Here is an 18,960-nt window from a genome sequence, read left to right on the forward strand (position 1 = left end):
TCTCATTCATAGCTGGGGGCATCAGGCAGATCGAAGAACTGCTCGAGCGTGGGCACTTTGGTGTCGTGCATCTCGGTCGCGAGCGTGATTCCGACGAAACGCATGTGGTAGCCCTCGTACTCGTAGCCTGTCACGTCGGTGAAACCGTCTGGATAGCGCACGATGAACCCATACTTCCACGAGTTCTCAGCAAGCCACTTTCCGTAGACCGTTCCACCGAAGCAGATCTGCAGTGAGCACTCTCCGGAGCTGCCGCTCACATCGACCGCGAGGCCGGTCTGGTGCTCGCTGTGGCCGGGGCGGGCGCTGGTCAGGTCGGCGGCCTCCTGGCCCTCGCTGTCGACCCATCCCGCGTAGACGCTGACCTGGGTCGCATAGGAACGGTAGGCGCTTTGAACGGTGAGCCCGATGTCGTCGGCGGCGGCGGCATCAAACATGGTCACGAGCGCATCGGCGGTCTGCTGACGCATGGGCTGGTTGTTGATGTTCACCACGTCGGGGTAGACGAGGTCGTCAGGTGCGTAGTCGATGGGGTCGAGCGCCCGTAGCTTGTTCACGACCACCCAGATGCTGTCTGCGTTGTCGATCGAGTGCGCCGTCTTGTCGAAGGAAGGGGTGGGCTCAGGGGAGGGTGTCTTCGACGCCGTGGGCTTGGGCGACGGTGACCCGCTGGGTGTGGGGCTCGGTGCAGGACTCGACGACGGACTCGGAGACGGGCCACCCGGCGGCTTTGGAGTGAGGAGCGATACCAACATGATCACAATTACCACGATCACGACTGCAACACCGCCGAAGACCACAATGCGGCGACGGCGATACATGGCGCGTTGCGCGGCCGTTCGCTCTCGTCTGGTCTGTTCGGGCACGACGTCAACCCTACATTCCCTTTATCCGCCGCTCCCTGAGCAGCGGCGGTAGGTGCCGGGTCGCCGGCCGACCACTGTTGGCCGGCCTGACGCTGGTTCGGGGCGGGTGGCGGGGCGGGTGCCGTGAATCAGCTCAACGGGCCACAGCCTGGATTCACCGGCCAGCCGGGTGCCGACACGCAATTATCAGCTCGTGAGCGGCGCCGTCACGGCTTCCGTGAAGTCAACCGCTAACTGCTTGCCGGCGAAGCGGATGCGCATGACATCGATGGCCTCCGGGTTCTGGTCGACCAGCACGAAGCGACGGCCGAGGGCAGCGGCAACCGCGCCAGTGGTCCCGCTGCCGGCGAAGAAATCCAGAACCCAGTCCCCCTCTCTGCTCGACGCCTGGATGATGCGCCGCAGAATGCCCTCGGGCTTCTGCGTCGGATATCCGGTCTTCTCCCGGCCGTTGGTCGGCACGATCGTGTGCCACCAGACATCGGTCGGAAGCTTTCCACGGGCGACCTTCTCTGCTGTGACCAGACCCGGCGCCATATACGGTTCGCGGTCGACGGCGGTCGAGTCGAAATGGTAGGCCTTCGGGTTCTTCACGTAGACGAGGATGGTGTCGTGCTTGCTCGGCCAGCGGCTTTTCGACTTGGCCCCATAGTCGTAGGCCCAAATGATCTCGTTCAAGAATGATTCGCGGCCGAACAGAGCGTCCAGCAGCACCTTCGCATAGTGTGACTCGCGATAGTCAAGGTGCAGGTAGAGCGTGCCGTCATCGGCAAGGAGGCGCCACGCCTCGATCAGGCGCGGCTCCAGGAACTCCCAATAGTCGTCGAACACGTCGTCGTAGGCGCGCAGGTCGCCCTTGATGCGCTCATACAGCTGCCCCTTGAACCCGGCCACTGTCGCGGTTTCACTGCGAACAGCGGTCGTCGTCTGGCGCCGCTGAACGCGCCCGGTATTGAACGGCGGGTCGAGATAGACGAGCGTGAAGGATTCTGAGGGCAGGGACTTCACAACCGCCAGGTTGTCGCCGGCGACGACAAGGTTGGGCGAGGTCGGTGTCCAGGCAACGGTCATGGCCTTCATTCTGTCAGCGATCGCCCTGTGCGGCCCTGTGATGCGAAGTGGTGCGAATTTGCGTCGCCGAGCCTAGGCTGGCAGTACCGACGCGGTTTAAGGAGTGTGCGCATGTCTGAAACAGTGGAACACGAGCCGGACCAGAGCATGTACGCGCTGTGGTCGAACGGGGTCATTCGCGGCCGGGCGCGCTATGCAGTTCGCGGCAACGCGCTGCACATCACCCACGTCGAGATCGACCCGGAACTGCAGGGCCAGGGTCTCGCCGCCTTTCTGATGCGCGACGCGCTCGACGAGATCAGGCTCACCACCGACTACCGGGTCGTGCCGGAGTGTTCCTATGCGGTGAAGTACTTCAACGAGCATCCCGTTTACCAGGACCTGCTCGAACGCGGTCGCTGAGTCGCGTCTCACCTTCGGCAGTCGAGGGGTCAAGATCGGCACCTGGCGCTGCCCGAATCTCTGTGGGAGGCGCCGATTCAGACCCCTCGGCAGAATGTCGAGGGGCAGGTGGGCCTGCTGCACCAGGGGCACGGATTGGCGTGTGAGGTGCGGTGACGGTCAAAGTGTGGTGCAATCAACGGGATGGAGAACACGAGCCGACCACTATCCCATTTTGACGAAACGGCCCACCCCTTGTCCTCGGACGCGGCGGGGGGTGCGTCGGCGGCAACCGATGCGGCCACTGCGATCCGGCGACGGATGGTCGCCGAGCCTGCATCCGAGGCACCCGAGCACGGTGACGACGAGTTTCGAGTCGATCTCGAACGGGTGCGGTTCTCGCCCTATTTCTCCCGACTCTCTGCCGTCACCCAAGTCATCCCCCAGGCGGGCTCGGGCACCACCGTGCACAACCGGCTCACCCATTCGCTCAAGGTAACCGCCGTCGCCCGATCAATCGCCATCGGACTCGCCAACGCCGACGAGCCCACGCGTCGCACCATCGCGGCTCTCGGCGGCTGCGAACCAGTCGTCGTGCAGGCTGCGGCGAGCGCCCACGACCTCGGGCATCCGCCATTCGGCCACCTCGGCGAGCAGGTTCTCGACCGGCTCTCCCGCGATCGGCTCGGGCTCACCGACGGGTTCGAAGGCAATGCGCAGACGTTCCGAATCCTCACCGCACTCGACGCGTCCGATCCCACGGGTCGAGGCCTGAACCCCACGGCGGCGGTACGCGCGGCGGTGCTCAAGTACCCGTGGACCAAGGGTGAGTGGCGTTCCGACTCCCCCGGGCCGGCCGACGAATTGCCACGGGGTGTCGGCACCGATCGCCGATTGGGAGCCTGGAAGTATTCCGCGTACCTTCTGGGAGCAGTCGAGATGGCCGGGGTGCTGGAGGCGTATCCGGCGATCAGACCCAATATGCAGACAGTGGAATGTTCGGTCATGGACATCGCAGATGACATTGCATATTCGGTGCACGACCTGGATGACTTCTACCGGGCCGGCATTCTGGAGCACACCACCGTTTCTGCCGAACTCACGAACTGGCTCGAGAACCAGCGCAAACTGGCGGCGCTCGAGCAGACAGAGCTGGAATCCTCCATCCGCACCCCAGGCTATTCACTCGAGCTGACCTGGCGCCGCGTGCGGGAGAAGGACGGCTGGATCGCAGACGAGGGTGCTTTTCGTGACTCGGTCCTTCGTGTGCAAGACGGCCTCGTCGAAGGGCTCCTGGCGGTTCCCTACGACGGTGGGTTCGAGGCCGATCGCGCAGTCGCCGCATTTACCCAGCACTGGATCAACCGGCTCAAGTCGTCGATCGGAGTTGAGGCGAACCCCGACATCCGCAGCAGCCACGTGCAATTGACCCCGGACGCCTGGCATGACGTCGTCGTGCTGAAGTTCGTGCATTCCCGTTTCGTGCTCGACCGCCCCGAGCTTCGGATCTACCAGCGGGGCCAGGCCAAGGTGTTGGAATCGCTGGTCGATGGTTTTCACGAGTGGTTGATCGACCCGAATGACGCCCCGGTGATGCCGCGCCGACTCACGGACTCGGTGGAGGCGACGACCCAGTCATATTTCGAGTTGCGTGAGGATTCACCACAACTTCTGCCCGCCGGAATCAACGACCCAGCACTGATCGATCTGGGGCGGGGCCGCGCGCTGATCGATTACATTGCATCTTTCACCGACGCGCAGGCGATGTCGGCCGCCGCCCTGTTGAGCGGAACCTCTGAACGTCTCTGGGAAACCGGCCGGAGTCTCTGAGGTCTTACCCCGAACTCAGGGGACGCGCTGCAGCCACTCGGTTGTGCTGAATTTCGTGCGCACCAGTTCCTCAGCCTTCGAAAGTTCTTCCGGCGTGATCTCTCCCGTCCCCGCCCCGTACAGCCGCGTGAACGTCGCTTTGAGCTCGTCTATGATCTCCACTCGGGACAGCCCGGTCTGGCTGCGCAGCGGGTCAACCCGTTTGGCCGCAGATTTGGTGCCCTTGTCGCTCATCTTTTCACGCCCGATGCGCAACACCTTGACCATCTTTTCGCCATCCATGTCGTAACTCATGGTGGCGTGGTGCAGAACGGCGCCACTGCCAAGCCGTTTCTGCGCAGCCCCACCGATCTTGCCGGCGGCGGAGGTGATGTCGTTCAGCGGCTGGTAGAAGGCGTCGATGCCGAGCGATTTGAGCGCGGTGATCACCCACTCGTCGAGAAACGCGTAGGAGTCAGCGAACGACATCCCACGCACGAGGTCGCTCGGCACGTAGATCGAATAGGTGATGATCGAGCCGGCCTCCATGAACATGGCGCCGCCGCCTGAGATGCGGCGCACCACGTCGAACCCGTACTTCTTCGCGTTCTCCAGGTCGACCTCGTTCTTGACCGACTGAAAACTGCCGAGCACCACGGCCGACTCGTTCCATTCCCATACGCGCAGGGTGGGGCCGCGACGGCCCTCGCCGACCTCGATCGACATCACCTCATCGAGCGCCAGGTGCATCTGCGGCGGGAGGGGCCCGGAGTGGATGATCGTCCAGTCGTAATCGGTGAAACTGGTGGCCTGAGACAGGGCTCGGCGAATGGCGATGGCGACCGACTCTGCGGTGAATCCGAGGAGCACGGCGTCAGCTGGCAGCGCTTCCTTGATGGCGGCGACGATCGTGGCCGCGTCGCTGGATGCCGGGAGCCCGTTGACGGCTTGGTCGATTGCGCCGAGCGCCTCATCCGGTTCGAGAAAGAAGTCGCCGGCGAGTCGGAACCCCGTGATCAGCGAATCGGCCACCTCGAGGTCTACGACGACGAGTTTGCCGCCCGGAACCTTGTACTCTCCGTGCATGCGATGCTCCTCCCGCGCGGGTCGGCTACCGCCGACCGTGGGGTTCCAGCTTAACTGGCGGGGCTCAAGCTTTACCGGCGGGGCTCAGCCGGTTGACTCGCTCGGTCAACCCGTCCGCCAGGTCAAAATCAACGATTCCCCTACTCCCGGCCGCTGGAGCGCCTGACCGCGTTGCGTCGCCCTTCGGCCATCGTCACATTCGCGCGCGCTCGAGTGCGGCTGCGGCCCGGTACCCCGACGCGACCGCGCCGGACATTGATTGTGCAAGGCCGGTGTGCTCACCGGCGAAAGCGACACGCCCAGCTGTCCTCGTGAACACATCGACGTCTTCAGCACTCCACTGCAATGACGGCGCGCTATAGGCGCCGCCGGCCCACGGGTCGTCCGCCCAGGTCGAAAGCAGAACCTCGCCCTCGATCTCGAGCTCGGGCCGAAGCTGCTGCAGTGCGCGCACCCAGCGATCGGGCCCGTCGGTGACCGCAAGCGCACTGAGCGCCAACGGGCCGCCGGCGAAGCACGACAATGCAGGAACCCGAGCGACGCCGTCCACCGACAGCGAGCGCCAGGACCACCAGGTGTGATCCGGATTCTGCACGGCGGGATCGTCATCGACCCTGCCCAGTGGAACCCCGAGTTTCGCGGCGACAGCCATGAAACGGTGATCGAGGGCGCGCTGCTGGTCCTCCGGGAGGCTGAAGCCGATAGAGAGATCGCGCAGGTTCGGAAGCGGCACCGACACAACCGCCTCATCAGCCTGAAGTCGCGTGCCGTCGCGCAGGGTGACCTCGATTCCCGAGCCGGACTGGTCGATCCCACTGACCGGATGCTCGAGCCGCACATTCGGGTCGAGCCGCCGCGCGATCTCAAGGGATAACGCTTGGTTGCCAGCAAGAAAGCGTCCTCCGTCTTCGATGTAGCCTCCCACCGCAGCCGACTCATGGAGCAGCACCGCTTCGGCACTCACTTTGGCGGGATCGGCGGCCACAGAGGTACTCGTCCTGCGAAAGACCGCATCATGTTCGTAGTTGGCACCCAACGCCTCGGCGAAAGCCGCCGCTAAGGATATGTTCGTCTGTCCAGCGGCAATCATGTGAGCGAGCGTGTCCTTCACCTGCTGCGACGTTGCCGTCAACTCCTCGAATGAAATGATTTTCCCATTCAACGTGCGCCGCCCATAGCGAACGTTGTGGGTCAGAATCGGAACTCCCAGCTCTGCGGATATCTGGCGGATCGCGAACTCGGCCGGGAAGATGTATTCCCCACCGCGCTCGGTGATCTGGCCGTTATCGAGAAATTGCGACCAGGTGCGACCGCCGACACGATTGCGCGCTTCGAGCACGATGATGTCGTGCCCCGCCTTGTGCAGCTCCCAAGCCGCCGTGAGGCCGGACAAACCGGCGCCGATGACGATGATCTGCACGTCCACGTTCTTTCTCTTCTGCTGCGAGAATGTTGGCCGGACTGAGCGCATTCAGCGGAGAAGATTGAATCGGTTCAAGCGGGCAGGAGTTTTGCGTCCTGTGGGTGCCAGGCGACTCTGACGTGATCGCCGATGTGGGTGTCCACCGCGCGCTCCGCGGGCACATGCGCCACCGCCCCGCCGATCGCTGTGTTGACCGTGTACTTCATGCCAGACCCGACGAAGACTATGTCCTCGATCTCCCCGATCACCCAGTTGGTGAGATCTTCGGGGAGGGTTGATCCAGCCTCATCGGAGATCGAGAGCTTCTCTGGACGCACGAGCAGCGCTGCGGGGCCGTCACGCACGGTGCCGCTGCCCCAATACTCTTTGCCGCCCGCGTGAAAGCGTCCGTCCGTCATTGACCCCTCGAACACGCTGGACTCTCCGATGAACTTACCGACGAACAGGGTGTTCGGTTCGTCGTAGAGTTCTTTCCCCGTGCCGATCTGTTCGATGCGCCCCTCGTTGAAGACGGCGATACGGTCCGACAGAGTGAGCGCCTCCTCCTGGTCGTGCGTGACGTAGATGAACGTGCTGCCGAGTTCGCGGTGGATGCGTCGAAGTTCCATCTGCAGCCATTCGCGCAGCTTCTTGTCGAGGGCTCCGAGGGGCTCGTCCATGAGCAGGATCGGCGGCCGATAGACGATCGCGCGGGCCAGCGCGACTCGCTGTTGCTGTCCACCGGAAAGCTGCGCAGGGTACCGACTTGCATATTTTTCGAGGCGAACCATCTTGAGCACATCGCGTACCGCCTCGGCACGCTTGGCGGCCGTGAACTTACGCTGTTTGAGCGGATACGCGACGTTGTCAGTCACTGTCATGTGGGGGAACAGGGCATAGTGCTGAAACACAACGCCGAGGTTGCGCTCGTGCGCGGGCATCTTTTCCAGGGGTGCGCCGTTGAGAAGCATGCTGCCAGCAGTTGGTTCGACGAACCCTGCGATGAGGTTCAAGGTCGTTGTCTTGCCAGACCCGGAGGGTCCGAGGAAGGTGAGGAACTCACCGGGCAAGATACTCAGGTCGATGTTGTCGACGGCGATCGAGTCATCGTAGGACTTGGAGAGCCCTTGAAGGTCGAGAATTGCCTCTTTCGTCACAGTGGTTCCTCTCTGAGATTCAGTGTGCGGTGCATGCATCCGGCCATATCAAACGGACGTGCGGCCGCGAGATCGGCGGGTGAGCGGAACAACGACGAATTGGTAGAGGCCGAACGCGAGCAACACCGCGCCGAGCACGAGTGCGGCGGCGGCGGCAATCGTCGGATCGGTGGTGCGGGTGACGCTCGTATACATCATCATCGGCAGTGTTTGCAGGGCAGGGCTGACCATGAACTGAGCAACGATGACTTCGTCAAAACTTGTAACGAACGCGAAGACGACGCCGGCCAAGATCCCCGGGAGGATGAGTGGCACCGTCACGGTGACAAATGTCGTCAGTCTTCCCGCTCCGAGACTGGCCGCAGCGAGTTCCAGACTCCGGTCGTATCCGGATAATGATGCGTTGACCGCGATCACCACGAGTGGCAGAGCCAAGGTGACATGCACCAGCACAAACCCGAAGATGGTTCCCACAAGGTCGGTCTTCAAGAAGAATGTGTAGATTCCGGCGCCGGCGATGATCGGCGGGATGATCAACGGGGTCAACATGATGGCCTGAACGGTTCCCGAGAGTCGGCTTTTTGACCTATTGATCGCGAGTGCGGTGATAGTGCCGAGTGTTGCCGCAATGATGGCGACCAGCGTCCCGATGATTGCCGAGTTTCGGAGCGCATCCGTCCACTGGGGGTTCGTGAAGAATGATTCATACCATCTGGTCGACCAGGCCCGCGGCGGAAACTGAAAACTCGCGTCGTCGGTGAACGAGAGCGGAAACACGATGAACATCGGGGCAATCAGCCAGACCGCAATGAAGGCGGTGATGATTCCCAACACCACCTTCGTGCCGGGCCGCACCTCGCTGTTCATGCTTTGCTCCCCCCCACCATGTCTTGAACCGAGCCTCCGGTTTTCTTGCCGACGTAGCCCGTGATCCCGAGGATGACGAGCGTGACGAACAAGAGCACGAATCCGATCACCGCGCCGTGCCCCCACTGTGCGAGCCCCTGCACCTGGCCTTGGATCAGCGTGGACAGGAATGCCTCCCGTGATCCGCCCAGCATGGCAGGAGTGATGTAAAAGCCCAACGCCATGACGAAACACAGCAGGGCCCCCGAGGCGACGCCGGGCAGGGAGAGCGGGAGGTAGATCGAAACAAACGCTTTCGAGGGCCTGGCGCCGAGACTGCGTGCGGCTGTGAGAAGACGCGTGTCGATCTTGGACATCGTCGCATAGATCGGCAGAACCACGAACGGCAGAAGAACCTGGGCCATGCCGATGAGAACCGCGGTCGGTGTGCGAATGAGCCCGAGCGACTGGACGCCGAAGAGTTTCATGAACTCGCCGATCGGACCCGAGTCCTGCAACAGGATCACCCACGCAAACGTGCGAACCACCATGCTGGTCCAGAACGGCACGAGCACAATGAGAAAGAGCAGGCCGCGCGTACGTGGCGTGACGATTGTCAGGAAGAATGAGAACGGAAATGCGAACAGCACGCAGATCACGGTCACCCAGAAGCTGATGATGAGCGTGCGCCAGAGCACATCGACGTTGACCTGCTCCCCGAAGAACCACTGGAAGTTCTGAAGGCCCACCTGTGGGTCGGTGAACGCGCCAACGAGAATTGTGAGCATCGGATAGAAGTAGAAGATCCCGAGAACGATGAACGACGGCAGCAGAATGAGAAGCAGGTTTCTCGTGCCGTTGCCGCGGGATTTCTTACGCTGCGAATTCGGCTTCGCCGAGCCACTTTTGATCGCCTGGGTGGACAACGCGGAGAATTGTGTCGTGTCGGGTGCGTTTGCCATGCCTTGACCACCATTCGATTGACAGAAAAGAATTAGCGGGGGTGCCCGACGTCAGGCACCCCCTGTCTCAACTAACCTCCCGCAACCACGGAGCTCCAGCGGTCCTGCAGTGCGGATACCGCGGCTTCGTCCTTCCAGAAGTCGAGCTGCACCGGAACCGCCGTTGCAGCGCGCTCGGGTGTTGTCGTGATGTACTTCTTCGTGAGGTCGTCGATGTTCGGTTTGGCATTCTTGTTCACCGGAGAGTATCCGGAGAGCTCGGTCCACTTCGCCTGTTGCTCAGCACCCATCGCGTAGTTGATCGCGTAGTAGGCGATCTCCGATTTTGGAGTGCCCTTGATGATGGCGAACTGATCAACGATCGAGATCCAGTTGTCCCAGGTCGGGGTGAGCTTGGTGCCGTTCTTCTCTGCCGCCAGCGCACGGCCGTTCCACACGGCGCCCAGCTTCGCCTCACCCGACTCAAGCATCTGTTGCGCCTGCGCCCCGGTCGTGTAGAAAGCGATATTGTTCTTGATCTTTTCGATCTGGTCAATACCTTTGTTAGCCCAGTCGGCTGTGTACGGCGTCTTTGGATCCCAGCCCGCCGCTATCGAACCCGCCTGAACCGTTGCGCTGTCGATGACACCATCACCGCTGTAGATTGCGCGCGTGCCCGGAAACTTTGCAACGTCAAAGAAGTCGGCCCAGGTCACAGGTCCGTTCGCGCCGAACTCGCCGGTGTCGTAGACCTGAACGATCGCATACGGAATCGAGGGAACTCCGCACTCGGTACCGCCGAGGAGCCCGTCGGGGACCTGCGAGGTGTCGATCTTCGCCATGTCCAGCTTTTCGAACAGCACACCGCAGTTCCTCGCCACAGTGTCAGCGACGGCCGAGACGAAGTCCCACTGGTAGTTCTTGGACTGTACCTGCGCCGTGATCTTCGCGAGGGTCTGCGGTGAGTCCTGGTTGATCGTCACCCCCGAGGCCTCCGCGAAAGGGGTGAAGAATGCCTTCATCTGCGCATCCTGGGTTGTTCCGCCATCCGCCGCGTACGTGACGGTTTGACCTTTGAGGATGCCGTCTGCAACTTGGCCGGCAACCGGGTTCGTGACTGGCGGGATCGGTTCGGTCGACGCGCCTTGACTACAACCCGTCAGGACCAACGCACCCACCGAAAGAAGTGTCACCGACGTCCACAATGTTTTCTTCACGGAGAACTCCTTCGTTTTTCCTACTGTGAACGTCTCGAGCTTCACAGGAATGCCGAGTGCTTTTGGCTAGAACCTACTCCCGATACAGCCTGCCGCCAAGATATTTTTCGGGGCGATAACCTCCGGTAGTGAAGCGCAGTGAACGACAGGGAAGGACCCTTCCCGAACGAATTCGTGTGCCGTAGATTCTTAATGTCCGGGCCGATTGTGTTGCTTCACTTCAGCTTTCACGGGGGCTTGACCGGTGGGAAGTTTGGCGTGATGCACACAATTGGAGCCGACGATCCTTCTCCGTTCATACTGTCCTGATTCGAAGGAGCGTTTGTACATGTCCACCATCCGCAACGGTGAAGTCTCGTTTTGGTCCAGGTCTGCCGGGATGCGCCCGCGAAATGCACCGATACCCGACTCTCGTCAGGATCTTCTGATTGTGGGCGCCGGGCTCACCGGGCTTTGGGCAGCCTACATCGCGGCGCGCGAACACCCGGAATGGTCGATCACCGTCATCGACGCCAAGCACGTCGGTTATGGCGCCAGCGGCCGCAACGGTGGTTGGATGTCCACACTCCTCCCGGGCAATCGGGCTGTCTACGCGAAGCGCGCGACATCTGCGGGAGAAGATGGAGGAGAGGCGATCCGATCCTTCCAGAAAGCCGTGACCCGCAGCATCGATGAAGCCCTGGACATTATGAAAAAAGAGGGTATTGATGCCGGTCAGGTACAGGGCGGAAACCTGCATGTTGCCCAGACCCCTGCGGGCTTGACACGGTTGAAGCGCAGACATGAAACCGATCTCCGGTACGGGTACGAACCGGATGAAATCAGCTTTTTGAGTGCTTCTGAGACCCGCGAACGCATCAACGTTGATGGCGCCCTCGGTTCACTTCATTATGAACACACGGCCGCGGTTAATCCGGCGTTGATGGTCAGCGGACTCGCCGATGCGGTCGAGCGGCTCGGAGTTCGTATCTGTGAGCACACCGAAGCAGCTCGCGTGGAGAAGGGTACGGTCTCCACAGCCCGGGGAGCGCTGCACGCCACTACCGTATTCGTGTGCGTGGAGGCGTCGACCGGGAAGATCGAGAGTAGTCTGCCCGGGTTCGGATCGCGAGAGCTGATCCCGGTGAATTCATCGATGATCATCACGGAACCGCTGCCCGACGGGGTGTGGAAGCAGATTGGCTGGGAGAACCGTGACTGTCTGATGGATGCGGCCCACACCTTCATCTATGCCCAACGAACTGTCGATGGTCGAATTGCAATCGGTGGCCGCGGGAATCCCTACTTCTTCGGGTCGCGGTTGGCCGGCGATGGCGAGGTGGACACCCGCACCGTTCACAGCTTGATGAAAAAGTTGGCACATCTGTTCCCCGGTCAGGAACTGCCGATTGCGCATGTCTGGCGCGGATCGATCGGGGTGACCCGCGATTGGTGCGCCGGCCTGTTTTTTGATCGCGAGAGTCGGGTCGGGGTGGTCCGTGGCTTTGCGGGACACGGAGTGAGTTCAACTCTGCTTGCCGCGAAAACACTGCTCGAGAGGGCGGAAGGTCGCGAAACGGAGCTCACTCGACTTCCGTGGAACGACCATGCAGCCAAGAAGTGGGAACCCGAACCCATCCGCTGGGTTGGCGTGCACGCCATGTATCGACTGTTCGCCGTCGCGGACGCGTGGGAGGAACGCACCGGGTCCACGCAGACCTCGTTACTGGCCAGGTTCGGCTCTCGACTCGCCGGGCTGCACGAGTGACTCCACTGTTGGCGCTCGCGCGCAGCTCCGCGTTTCAGGTCGCGGCGCTGAGTGTGACTACGGGATGTGGGACGCACTCCGCCCGAATGGGCGTGGTTTGCCGCGGGCTGATGATGTGCGTTCTGCTTAACTGGCGGGGCTCAGCCGGTTGACTCGCTCGGTCAGCCAGGCGACGAGGTCAGCGATCACTTCCTCCTTGTTGGTCTCGTTGAAGACCTCGTGTCGCGCATCCGGATAGATCTTCAGTTCAACATCGGTCAGCCCGGATCGTTCACGGTAGGCGGCCGCGAGCTTCTCGACGCTCTTCACGTTGGCGACCGAGTCATCGCTGCCGTTCAGGATCAAAAGCGGCAGGTCGCGGCCGAGGTCTTTTGCGGGGCGCCCGTACAGGCGCAACCCGTCCGCCAGGCCGAAGAGCTTGAGCACGTCGGCTCTGAAGCAGAGCGGGTCGGCGAGGAAGGCGTCGGCAACTGCGGGGTCACGACTCAGCCATTCGAAGCCGGTGGTGCCCAAATTCTTGTGCTTCTTGTTCAGGTCACCGGGGTTCATCGTCGTGGGGGTGCGGTACGCGGTGCCCGTCAGCACGGCGGCGTCGTAGTCGCGCGCATGCGAGTTGATGATCTTCTGCACCATCATCGATCCCAGGCTGTGCCCGAGGATCACCAGCGGAACAGTGGGGTTCTCCTTGGTGATGATCGCTGAGAGCTGGCGGATGTTCGCGATCGCGGCATCGAGACCTCCCGGCCCGAGCTTGGCGTGGTCGCCGCCGTGCTGATCGAGGCCGGTCTGGCCGTGTCCGCGGAGATCGTTGGCGTAGACGGTGAATCCGGCTTCGTTCAGCGCCTTGGCAAAGGACTCGTAGCGCTTCGCGTACTCACCGAGGCCGTGCGCCAGTTGCAGCACCCCGATCGGTGTGTCGACGGGCCAGACGTAATAGGTGACGACCACGCCCTGTGGGTCTGTGAATTGAGGCATGTCGCTATCTTCTCACTTCCCCTCACCCCGGCGACGAATACTGCGGCCTGCGTCTAGGCTCGAAGCATGAACTCTCCACGGCTGATCGTCAGTGTTCCAGGTCAGACCCTGCGCAAGGCATTGGGCTCCGTGCCCGACGGGGTCGACGTGATCGAGTGGAAGATGACCGGTGCCGCGCCCACCGAGAAGATCGACATCGTCGTGCCCCCATACATGGACCAGGTTTCGAGCCTCGGCCTGCTCGCGAACGTTGAGACACGGCTCGTGCAGAGCCAGTCGATCGGCTACGACGGCGTTGAGGAGGCCCTGCCGGCCGGCCACGTGTTCGCCAACGCGGCCACTGTGCACGAAACGTCGACTGCGGAACTCACACTGGGATTGATTCTCGCCTCCCAGCGAGGAATCCCCGGGTTCGTGCGCGCCGCCGACGAGGGGCGCTGGGCTCCGGTGCGTTGCGCATCGCTGGCCGACCGCACGGTGTTACTGGTGGGCTACGGCGGGGTCGGGCACGCGGTTGAAGAGCGTTTGCTGCCATTCGAGTGTGAGATCGTGCGGGTGGCGAGAACCGCCCGCGCCGACGCCCGGGGCCCGATCCATTCGATTGAGGATCTGCCTGATCTGCTGCCGAAAGCCGACATCGTCGTCGTGGGCGTGCCCCTTGATGAGACCACCGCCCACCTGGTCGACGACGCGTTCTTGAGCCGTATGTCCGACGGCAGCCTGCTCGTGAACATCGCGCGTGGGCCGGTCGCCGACACTGCCGCTATCCTCGCCCACGCCACCAGCGGGCGTCTCAGGTTCGCGCTCGACGTCACCGACCCGGAGCCGTTGCCGGACGGGCATCCGCTGTTCGCCCTGCACAACGTGTTGATCAGCCCGCACGTCGGGGGCGCATCATCGGCGATGATGCCTCGAATGGCGCGCCTGCTGCGCCGCCAGATCGAGCGGATGCTCGCCGGCGACGAACCCGAGAACGTCGTCGTTCGCACCTGACCGGCATCCGCTACCCGCCGCAATCCAGCCTTCGCTCCACTACGTCTTCAGCTCAACTTTGGCTCAACGAGATGGCATTGAATGGGGTTTTGGTGCGACGAGAACCTCGTCTGCTCCCCCTTCGACGGCACCCGCCACTACAAGACGCCTCGTTCGGGGCGATTGCGTGCCGGCCCGATTCGGCCAAGGATAGAAGGCAGGGGGTTCAAGCGGTCGTCCGGCCGCGTGGATCAATTAGAGACATAAGGAACGATCATGGCCAAAGTCATCATTCTCACCGGCGACGCCGCCGAGACCCTGGAGGTCTTCTACCCACTGCAGCGCTTGCGCGAGGAGGGCTACGAGGTCGACGTCGCCGCCCCCACCAAGAAGCGATTGCAGTTCGTGGTTCACGACTTCGTTGACGGTTTCGACACTTACACCGAAAAGCTTGGGCACACCCTCGAGGCCGACATTGCGTTCAAAGACGTCGACCCGACCCAGTACGTGGCGATGGTGGTGCCGGGCGGACGTGCGCCCGAGTACATTCGCAACGACCCCGACGCCCAGCGCATCGTGCGCCACTTCTTCGACGAGAACCTTCCCGTGGCCTCGCTCTGCCACGGAGCAATGCTGCTCGCGACATCCGGAGTGCTCAAAGGTCGCACCACATCGGCCTATCCGGCGGTGCAGCCCGACGTCGAGGCGGTCGGCGGAGTCTTTGAGAACGGTGCCGGGGTGGTCGACGGCAACCTGGTCTCTGGCCGGGCGTGGCCGGACCACCCCGAATGGATGCGGGAGTTCATGAAGGTTCTCACGTCAGCGAACCAGCAGTAGGGGTCCGCTCGATGCCGTCGGACGGACCAGCCGCCCGAGCGAGAAAGCTCCAATCAGTGCGACTCGCGTGACACCGCGTCTCCACTTGACCCGAGCAGGAAGTCGAGGTCGGCACCCGTATCCGCCTGCATCACATGATCCACATACAGCTTCTCCCACCCGCGCACCGGTGCAGCGAAGGCGGCCACGGTTGCAAAAGACGGTTGACGCGCCGCAAGCTCCTCTGCCGAGGCATCCACGGTCAGCCTGCGGGCCTCGACGTCAAGTGTGATCAGGTCGCCTGACTTCACCAGCGCCAACGGGCCACCAGCCGCGGCCTCCGGTGACACGTGCAACACCACGGTTCCGTAGGCGGTACCGCTCATGCGGCCATCACAGATCCGCACCATGTCACGCACACCCTGCTCGAGCAGTTTGCGCGGCAGGGGAAGATTGGCGACCTCCGGCATGCCCGGATATCCCTTGGGACCACACCCGCGCAGGATGAGAACCGAATCAGCGTCGACGTCGAGGTCGGGGTCGTCGATTCGTGCGCGCAGGTCTTCGACGCTGTCGAAGACAACCGCTTTCCCGGTGTGCTTCAGCAGTTCAGGCGTGGCAGCAGCGGGTTTGATCACGGCCCCGGCCGGAGCCAGGTTTCCATAGAGAACGGCGATTCCAGCGTCAGGCAGCAACGGCTCCCCCCGCGAACTGATGACGGTTTCATCCCAGATCTGCGCATCATCCAGATAGTCCACCAATGGCCGGCCAGTCACGGTGAGCGCCGTCGGGTCGAGAAGGTCACGCACTTCACGCAACACGGCAAGGGAGCCCCCGGCCCGATGCAGGTCCTCCATCAAGAAGCGCCCGGCCGGCTGAAGGTTGACCAGAAGCGGAACCCCCGCGCCCGTCTGGTCGAAGTCATCCAGATTCAGTTCGACCCCCAGGCGCCCGGCGATGGCCAACAGGTGCACCACGGCATTGGTCGACCCGCCGATCGCCGCGAGCGCCACGATCGCGTTGAGGAACGACGCCCGGGTGAACAGGGTGCTTGGCCGCCTGTTCTCGGCGACCATCTCGACGATCAACCGTCCGGTGCTGTGCGAGGCCTCCAGCAACCGGCTGTCAGCCGCCGGAACCCCCGCGAGGCCCGGGAGCATCGCTCCCAAGGCCTCTGCGACCAGCGCCATGGTGGAAGCCGTTCCCATAGTGTTGCAATGCCCTCGACTGCGAATCATCGACGACTCCGACCGGGTGAAGTCTTCCTCGGTCAGCGTTCCGGCGCGCACCTCTTCGCTCAGACGCCAGACGTCGGTTCCACAGCCCAATGCTTTGCCGCGAAAGGTTCCCGTGAGCATCGGCCCGCCGGAGATGACTACGGCGGGGAGGTCAACGGATGCCGCAGCCATCAGCAGAGACGGAATCGTCTTGTCGCATCCGCCCAACAGAACCACGCCGTCGACCGGATTCGCCCGGATCATCTCTTCAGTGGCCATCGCTGCCATGTTTCGCCAGAGCATCGCGGTCGGTCGCACCTGAGTCTCACCCAAAGAGATGACCGGCAGATTCAGCGGAATGCCTCCGGCCTCCCAGATGCCGTTCCTCACGGCATCGGCGACCTCGTTCAAATGGGAGTTGCACGGCGTGAGGTCGGATGCCGTGTTCGCGATTGCGATATGCGGCCTGCCGTCAAACGCGTTGGCCGGCAATCCGCGCCGCATCCACGCCCGATGGATATACGCGTTGCGGTCCGAGCCCGCATACCACTGAGAGCTTCGTTGCTCCACGTCGTTGCCTACTTCCATTTGGCAGGGCGAAGCCCTACGGTGTTGAATACAATGAAGAATACAGGATGGTTGCTGCAGTGAGGGCGTTCGTCCTCACGGGGCCGCGTGAGTACGCGGTGCACGATGTTCCACCCCCCGTCGCGCAGCCTGGCGAGGTCGTCGTCGACGTCGAGCGCGCAGGTGTCTGCGGCACCGATGTGGAGTTCTTCACCGGCCAGATGCAGTATTTGCACGATGGTTTTGCGCACTACCCCCTCAGGATCGGCCACGAGTGGTGCGGGGTGGTCGCGTCGATCGGGGATGGTGTTGACCCGAAGTGGCTCGGCAAGCGAGTGACCGGTGACACCATGCTCGGATGCGGAACCTGCCACCGTTGCACAACCGGATTCCAGCACGTCTGCGAGACTCGCTTCGAGATCGGCATCCGCGGAGGCTTCGCGGGGGCGCTGGCCGAGCAGCTCGCGGTGCCCGCACGCGCACTGCACAGCCTGCCGGATCAGGTGGACCCAGAGCTGGGAGCGCTCGTAGAGCCGGGCGGAAATGCGCTGCGTTCGGTATTGGCCACTGGGCTTGAGCCGGGGAGCTCCCTGCTGATCATCGGTCCGGGCACGATCGGTTTGATCGCCGCGCAGATCGCGCGGGCTCACGGTCTCGAGGTTCACCTGCTCGGTCGGTCCGCGCGCTCGCTCGACTACGCACGCAGGCTCGGATTCGAATCGGTACACACGGCAACGAGCCTGCCGAACCTGCGCTTCGACGGCGCCATCGACGCCAGCGACGATCCGGCTTCCACGGGTCTGGCCATCGAGCTCGTGGAACCCGGCCGTCGTATCTCGCTGATCGGCATAGCCGGCAGTCCGAGCATGGTCGACGCGCGGCTACTTGTCTTGAAAGACGTGACAGCCGTGGGAATTCTGAGTGCCTCGCCGGGGCTGGCCGGCACGATCGACCTGTATGCCTCGGGCACAGTCGACCCGCGGCCGTTGATCGCTGCGACCGTCGGACTGGACGAGGTCGGTTCAGTGCTTTCGAGCGTTCGGCCCGACGGCGCCGGTGCCGGCCCGAAGATCTTGGTGGATCCCCGCGCCTGACCAGCATCGGACGCCCGCGCTCAGCCCTCAGCGCACCAGCCATCCCCCGTCGACCGGCAGAACAACCCCGTGCACGTAATCGGATGCCCGAGACGCCAGGAAGACGACGGCACCCGCCAAGTCGTCTGGGCGCCCCCAATATCCGGCTGGAATCCGGTCAGTGAACTGTTTTCGCTTTTCAGCATCCTGATGGGTACCTGCGGTGAGATCTGTTTCGATATAGCCGGGGGCGATGGCGTTCACGTTCACTCCGCGCCCAGCCCACTCATTGGCCAGGGCATGCACCACCCCGGTGATCCCTGATTTTGTCGCCGCGTAGCCGACCACGTTCTGCCCGCCCTGGTAGCTCATCATCGAAGCGGTGAAGATCACCTTGCCGCTGCCACGGTCGAGCATCCGCTTACCGACCGACCGGGTCAAGCGAAAAGCCTCGGTCAGGTTGACGGCAAGAACCTCGTCCCAGAATTCATCACTGTGCTGCTCCGCCGGCGCCCTTCGAGCCAGCCCGGCACTGTTCACGAGTATGTCGACGTCGAGAAATTTCAGCGCCTCGATGAGGTTGTCAACAGATGCTCGTTCTGCAAGATCACAGCACACCTGCGTGAAGGCTCGGCCAAGCTCCCGCACGGTCGAGCCGACTTCGCCACCATCCGCGGGTGCGGTCCGTGACACGCCAACGATATCCGCACCGGCCGCGGCCAGCGCGACGGCTATCCCAGCACCGATGCCTCGGCTGGCGCCGGTCACCACTGCTACTCTCCCGCTCAAGTCGAACAGGTTGCTCGGAACAATCACG

Annotated in this window: 17 protein-coding genes; 6 read left to right on the forward strand and 11 right to left on the reverse strand. The window is 62.8% G+C overall.

Features of this window, described 5'->3' with window-relative positions:
- Nucleotides 1-2: 2 nt before the first annotated feature.
- Nucleotides 3-866 carry a M15 family metallopeptidase gene (locus DL891_RS13425; RefSeq protein WP_232819176.1) on the reverse strand — a complete coding sequence of 288 codons (864 nt, stop codon included), beginning with the start codon at nucleotides 864-866 and terminating at the stop codon, nucleotides 3-5.
- A 186-nt stretch (nucleotides 867-1,052) separates the two neighbouring features.
- Nucleotides 1,053-1,937, reverse strand: a complete 885-nt coding sequence (locus tag DL891_RS13430; RefSeq protein WP_111720959.1) for a site-specific DNA-methyltransferase — start codon at nucleotides 1,935-1,937, stop codon at nucleotides 1,053-1,055.
- Between the two features lie 111 nt (nucleotides 1,938-2,048).
- On the opposite strand from DL891_RS13430, the gene DL891_RS13435 reads away from it, so the two are divergent.
- Together DL891_RS13435 and DL891_RS13440 are read left to right on the forward strand one after the other, a co-directional pair.
- Nucleotides 2,049-2,339: a GNAT family N-acetyltransferase gene (locus DL891_RS13435; protein ID WP_111720960.1), complete on the forward strand. Its 291-nt coding sequence runs from the start codon at nucleotides 2,049-2,051 to the stop codon at nucleotides 2,337-2,339.
- 183 nt (nucleotides 2,340-2,522) lie between these two features.
- Nucleotides 2,523-4,148: a deoxyguanosinetriphosphate triphosphohydrolase family protein gene (locus DL891_RS13440; RefSeq protein ID WP_232819177.1), complete on the forward strand. Its 1,626-nt coding sequence runs from the start codon at nucleotides 2,523-2,525 to the stop codon at nucleotides 4,146-4,148.
- Nucleotides 4,149-4,163: 15 nt separating this feature from the next.
- Here the strand turns inward: DL891_RS13440 and DL891_RS13445 are convergent, their stop codons facing one another.
- The 6 genes from DL891_RS13445 to DL891_RS13470 all read right to left on the reverse strand — a co-directional run bounded on the left by DL891_RS13445 (nucleotide 4,164) and on the right by DL891_RS13470 (nucleotide 10,776).
- Complete coding sequence (locus DL891_RS13445) at nucleotides 4,164-5,213, reverse strand: biotin/lipoate A/B protein ligase family protein (RefSeq protein WP_111720961.1); 1,050 nt, start codon at nucleotides 5,211-5,213, stop codon at nucleotides 4,164-4,166.
- Nucleotides 5,214-5,406: 193 nt separating this feature from the next.
- Nucleotides 5,407-6,684 carry an NAD(P)/FAD-dependent oxidoreductase gene (locus tag DL891_RS13450; protein WP_111720962.1) on the reverse strand — a complete coding sequence of 426 codons (1,278 nt, stop codon included), beginning with the start codon at nucleotides 6,682-6,684 and terminating at the stop codon, nucleotides 5,407-5,409.
- 23 nt (nucleotides 6,685-6,707) lie between these two features.
- The gene (locus DL891_RS13455; protein ID WP_232819179.1) at nucleotides 6,708-7,772 is read right to left on the reverse strand and encodes an ABC transporter ATP-binding protein; all 1,065 of its coding nucleotides are present in this window, start codon (nucleotides 7,770-7,772) and stop codon (nucleotides 6,708-6,710) included.
- Between the two features lie 48 nt (nucleotides 7,773-7,820).
- Nucleotides 7,821-8,639 carry an ABC transporter permease gene (locus DL891_RS13460; protein ID WP_111720964.1) on the reverse strand — a complete coding sequence of 273 codons (819 nt, stop codon included), beginning with the start codon at nucleotides 8,637-8,639 and terminating at the stop codon, nucleotides 7,821-7,823.
- Nucleotides 8,636-9,580: an ABC transporter permease gene (locus tag DL891_RS13465; protein WP_198668907.1), complete on the reverse strand. Its 945-nt coding sequence runs from the start codon at nucleotides 9,578-9,580 to the stop codon at nucleotides 8,636-8,638. The genes DL891_RS13460 and DL891_RS13465 overlap by 4 nt, the downstream gene beginning before the upstream one ends.
- 71 nt (nucleotides 9,581-9,651) lie before the next feature.
- Nucleotides 9,652-10,776: an extracellular solute-binding protein gene (locus DL891_RS13470; RefSeq protein WP_157962510.1), complete on the reverse strand. Its 1,125-nt coding sequence runs from the start codon at nucleotides 10,774-10,776 to the stop codon at nucleotides 9,652-9,654.
- Nucleotides 10,777-11,104: 328 nt separating this feature from the next.
- Between DL891_RS13470 and DL891_RS13475 the strand changes: the two genes are divergently transcribed.
- Nucleotides 11,105-12,523 carry an FAD-binding oxidoreductase gene (locus tag DL891_RS13475; protein ID WP_111720966.1) on the forward strand — a complete coding sequence of 473 codons (1,419 nt, stop codon included), beginning with the start codon at nucleotides 11,105-11,107 and terminating at the stop codon, nucleotides 12,521-12,523.
- Between the two features lie 126 nt (nucleotides 12,524-12,649).
- Here DL891_RS13475 and DL891_RS13480 read toward each other — a convergent pair whose 3' ends face one another.
- Entirely contained in the window at nucleotides 12,650-13,498 is an 849-nt protein-coding gene (locus tag DL891_RS13480) for an alpha/beta fold hydrolase (protein ID WP_111720967.1), read from the reverse strand.
- A 66-nt stretch (nucleotides 13,499-13,564) separates the two neighbouring features.
- Between DL891_RS13480 and DL891_RS13485 the strand changes: the two genes are divergently transcribed.
- Nucleotides 13,565-14,491: a 2-hydroxyacid dehydrogenase gene (locus tag DL891_RS13485; protein ID WP_111720968.1), complete on the forward strand. Its 927-nt coding sequence runs from the start codon at nucleotides 13,565-13,567 to the stop codon at nucleotides 14,489-14,491.
- Nucleotides 14,492-14,746: 255 nt separating this feature from the next.
- Complete coding sequence (locus tag DL891_RS13490) at nucleotides 14,747-15,307, forward strand: DJ-1/PfpI family protein (protein WP_111720969.1); 561 nt, start codon at nucleotides 14,747-14,749, stop codon at nucleotides 15,305-15,307.
- Nucleotides 15,308-15,360: 53 nt separating this feature from the next.
- Here the strand turns inward: DL891_RS13490 and DL891_RS13495 are convergent, their stop codons facing one another.
- On the reverse strand, nucleotides 15,361-17,091 hold the full coding sequence (locus DL891_RS13495) for an IlvD/Edd family dehydratase (RefSeq protein WP_198668908.1): 1,731 nt from the start codon (nucleotides 17,089-17,091) through the stop codon (nucleotides 15,361-15,363).
- Between the two features lie 47 nt (nucleotides 17,092-17,138).
- On the opposite strand from DL891_RS13495, the gene DL891_RS13500 reads away from it, so the two are divergent.
- A complete protein-coding gene (locus DL891_RS13500; protein ID WP_111720971.1) occupies nucleotides 17,139-18,164 on the forward strand; it encodes a zinc-binding dehydrogenase in 1,026 nt (341 codons plus the stop codon).
- A gap of 27 nt (nucleotides 18,165-18,191) precedes the next feature.
- Here the strand turns inward: DL891_RS13500 and DL891_RS13505 are convergent, their stop codons facing one another.
- Entirely contained in the window at nucleotides 18,192-18,959 is a 768-nt protein-coding gene (locus DL891_RS13505) for an SDR family oxidoreductase (protein WP_304598468.1), read from the reverse strand.
- Between the last annotated feature and the right edge of the window lies 1 nt (nucleotide 18,960).

It is taken from the genome of Homoserinimonas sp. OAct 916, from assembly GCF_003260275.1.
GTDB lineage: Bacteria > Actinomycetota > Actinomycetes > Actinomycetales > Microbacteriaceae > OACT-916.

What these genes read in the sequence shown, in the direction of transcription:
- DL891_RS13430 (WP_111720959.1), bottom strand. Translation starts at nt 1,937, where the DNA reads ATGACCGTTGCCTGGACACCGACCTCGCCCAACCTTGTCGTCGCCGGC.
- DL891_RS13435 (WP_111720960.1), top strand. Translation starts at nt 2,049, where the DNA reads ATGTCTGAAACAGTGGAACACGAGCCGGACCAGAGCATGTACGCGCTG.
- DL891_RS13440 (WP_232819177.1), top strand. Translation starts at nt 2,523, where the DNA reads ATGGAGAACACGAGCCGACCACTATCCCATTTTGACGAAACGGCCCAC.
- DL891_RS13445 (WP_111720961.1), bottom strand. Translation starts at nt 5,213, where the DNA reads ATGCACGGAGAGTACAAGGTTCCGGGCGGCAAACTCGTCGTCGTAGAC.
- DL891_RS13450 (WP_111720962.1), bottom strand. Translation starts at nt 6,684, where the DNA reads ATGCGCTCAGTCCGGCCAACATTCTCGCAGCAGAAGAGAAAGAACGTG.
- DL891_RS13460 (WP_111720964.1), bottom strand. Translation starts at nt 8,639, where the DNA reads ATGAACAGCGAGGTGCGGCCCGGCACGAAGGTGGTGTTGGGAATCATC.
- DL891_RS13465 (WP_198668907.1), bottom strand. Translation starts at nt 9,580, where the DNA reads ATGGCAAACGCACCCGACACGACACAATTCTCCGCGTTGTCCACCCAG.
- DL891_RS13475 (WP_111720966.1), top strand. Translation starts at nt 11,105, where the DNA reads ATGTCCACCATCCGCAACGGTGAAGTCTCGTTTTGGTCCAGGTCTGCC.
- DL891_RS13480 (WP_111720967.1), bottom strand. Translation starts at nt 13,498, where the DNA reads ATGCCTCAATTCACAGACCCACAGGGCGTGGTCGTCACCTATTACGTC.
- DL891_RS13485 (WP_111720968.1), top strand. Translation starts at nt 13,565, where the DNA reads ATGAACTCTCCACGGCTGATCGTCAGTGTTCCAGGTCAGACCCTGCGC.
- DL891_RS13490 (WP_111720969.1), top strand. Translation starts at nt 14,747, where the DNA reads ATGGCCAAAGTCATCATTCTCACCGGCGACGCCGCCGAGACCCTGGAG.
- DL891_RS13495 (WP_198668908.1), bottom strand. Translation starts at nt 17,091, where the DNA reads ATGGAAGTAGGCAACGACGTGGAGCAACGAAGCTCTCAGTGGTATGCG.
- DL891_RS13500 (WP_111720971.1), top strand. Translation starts at nt 17,139, where the DNA reads ATGGTTGCTGCAGTGAGGGCGTTCGTCCTCACGGGGCCGCGTGAGTAC.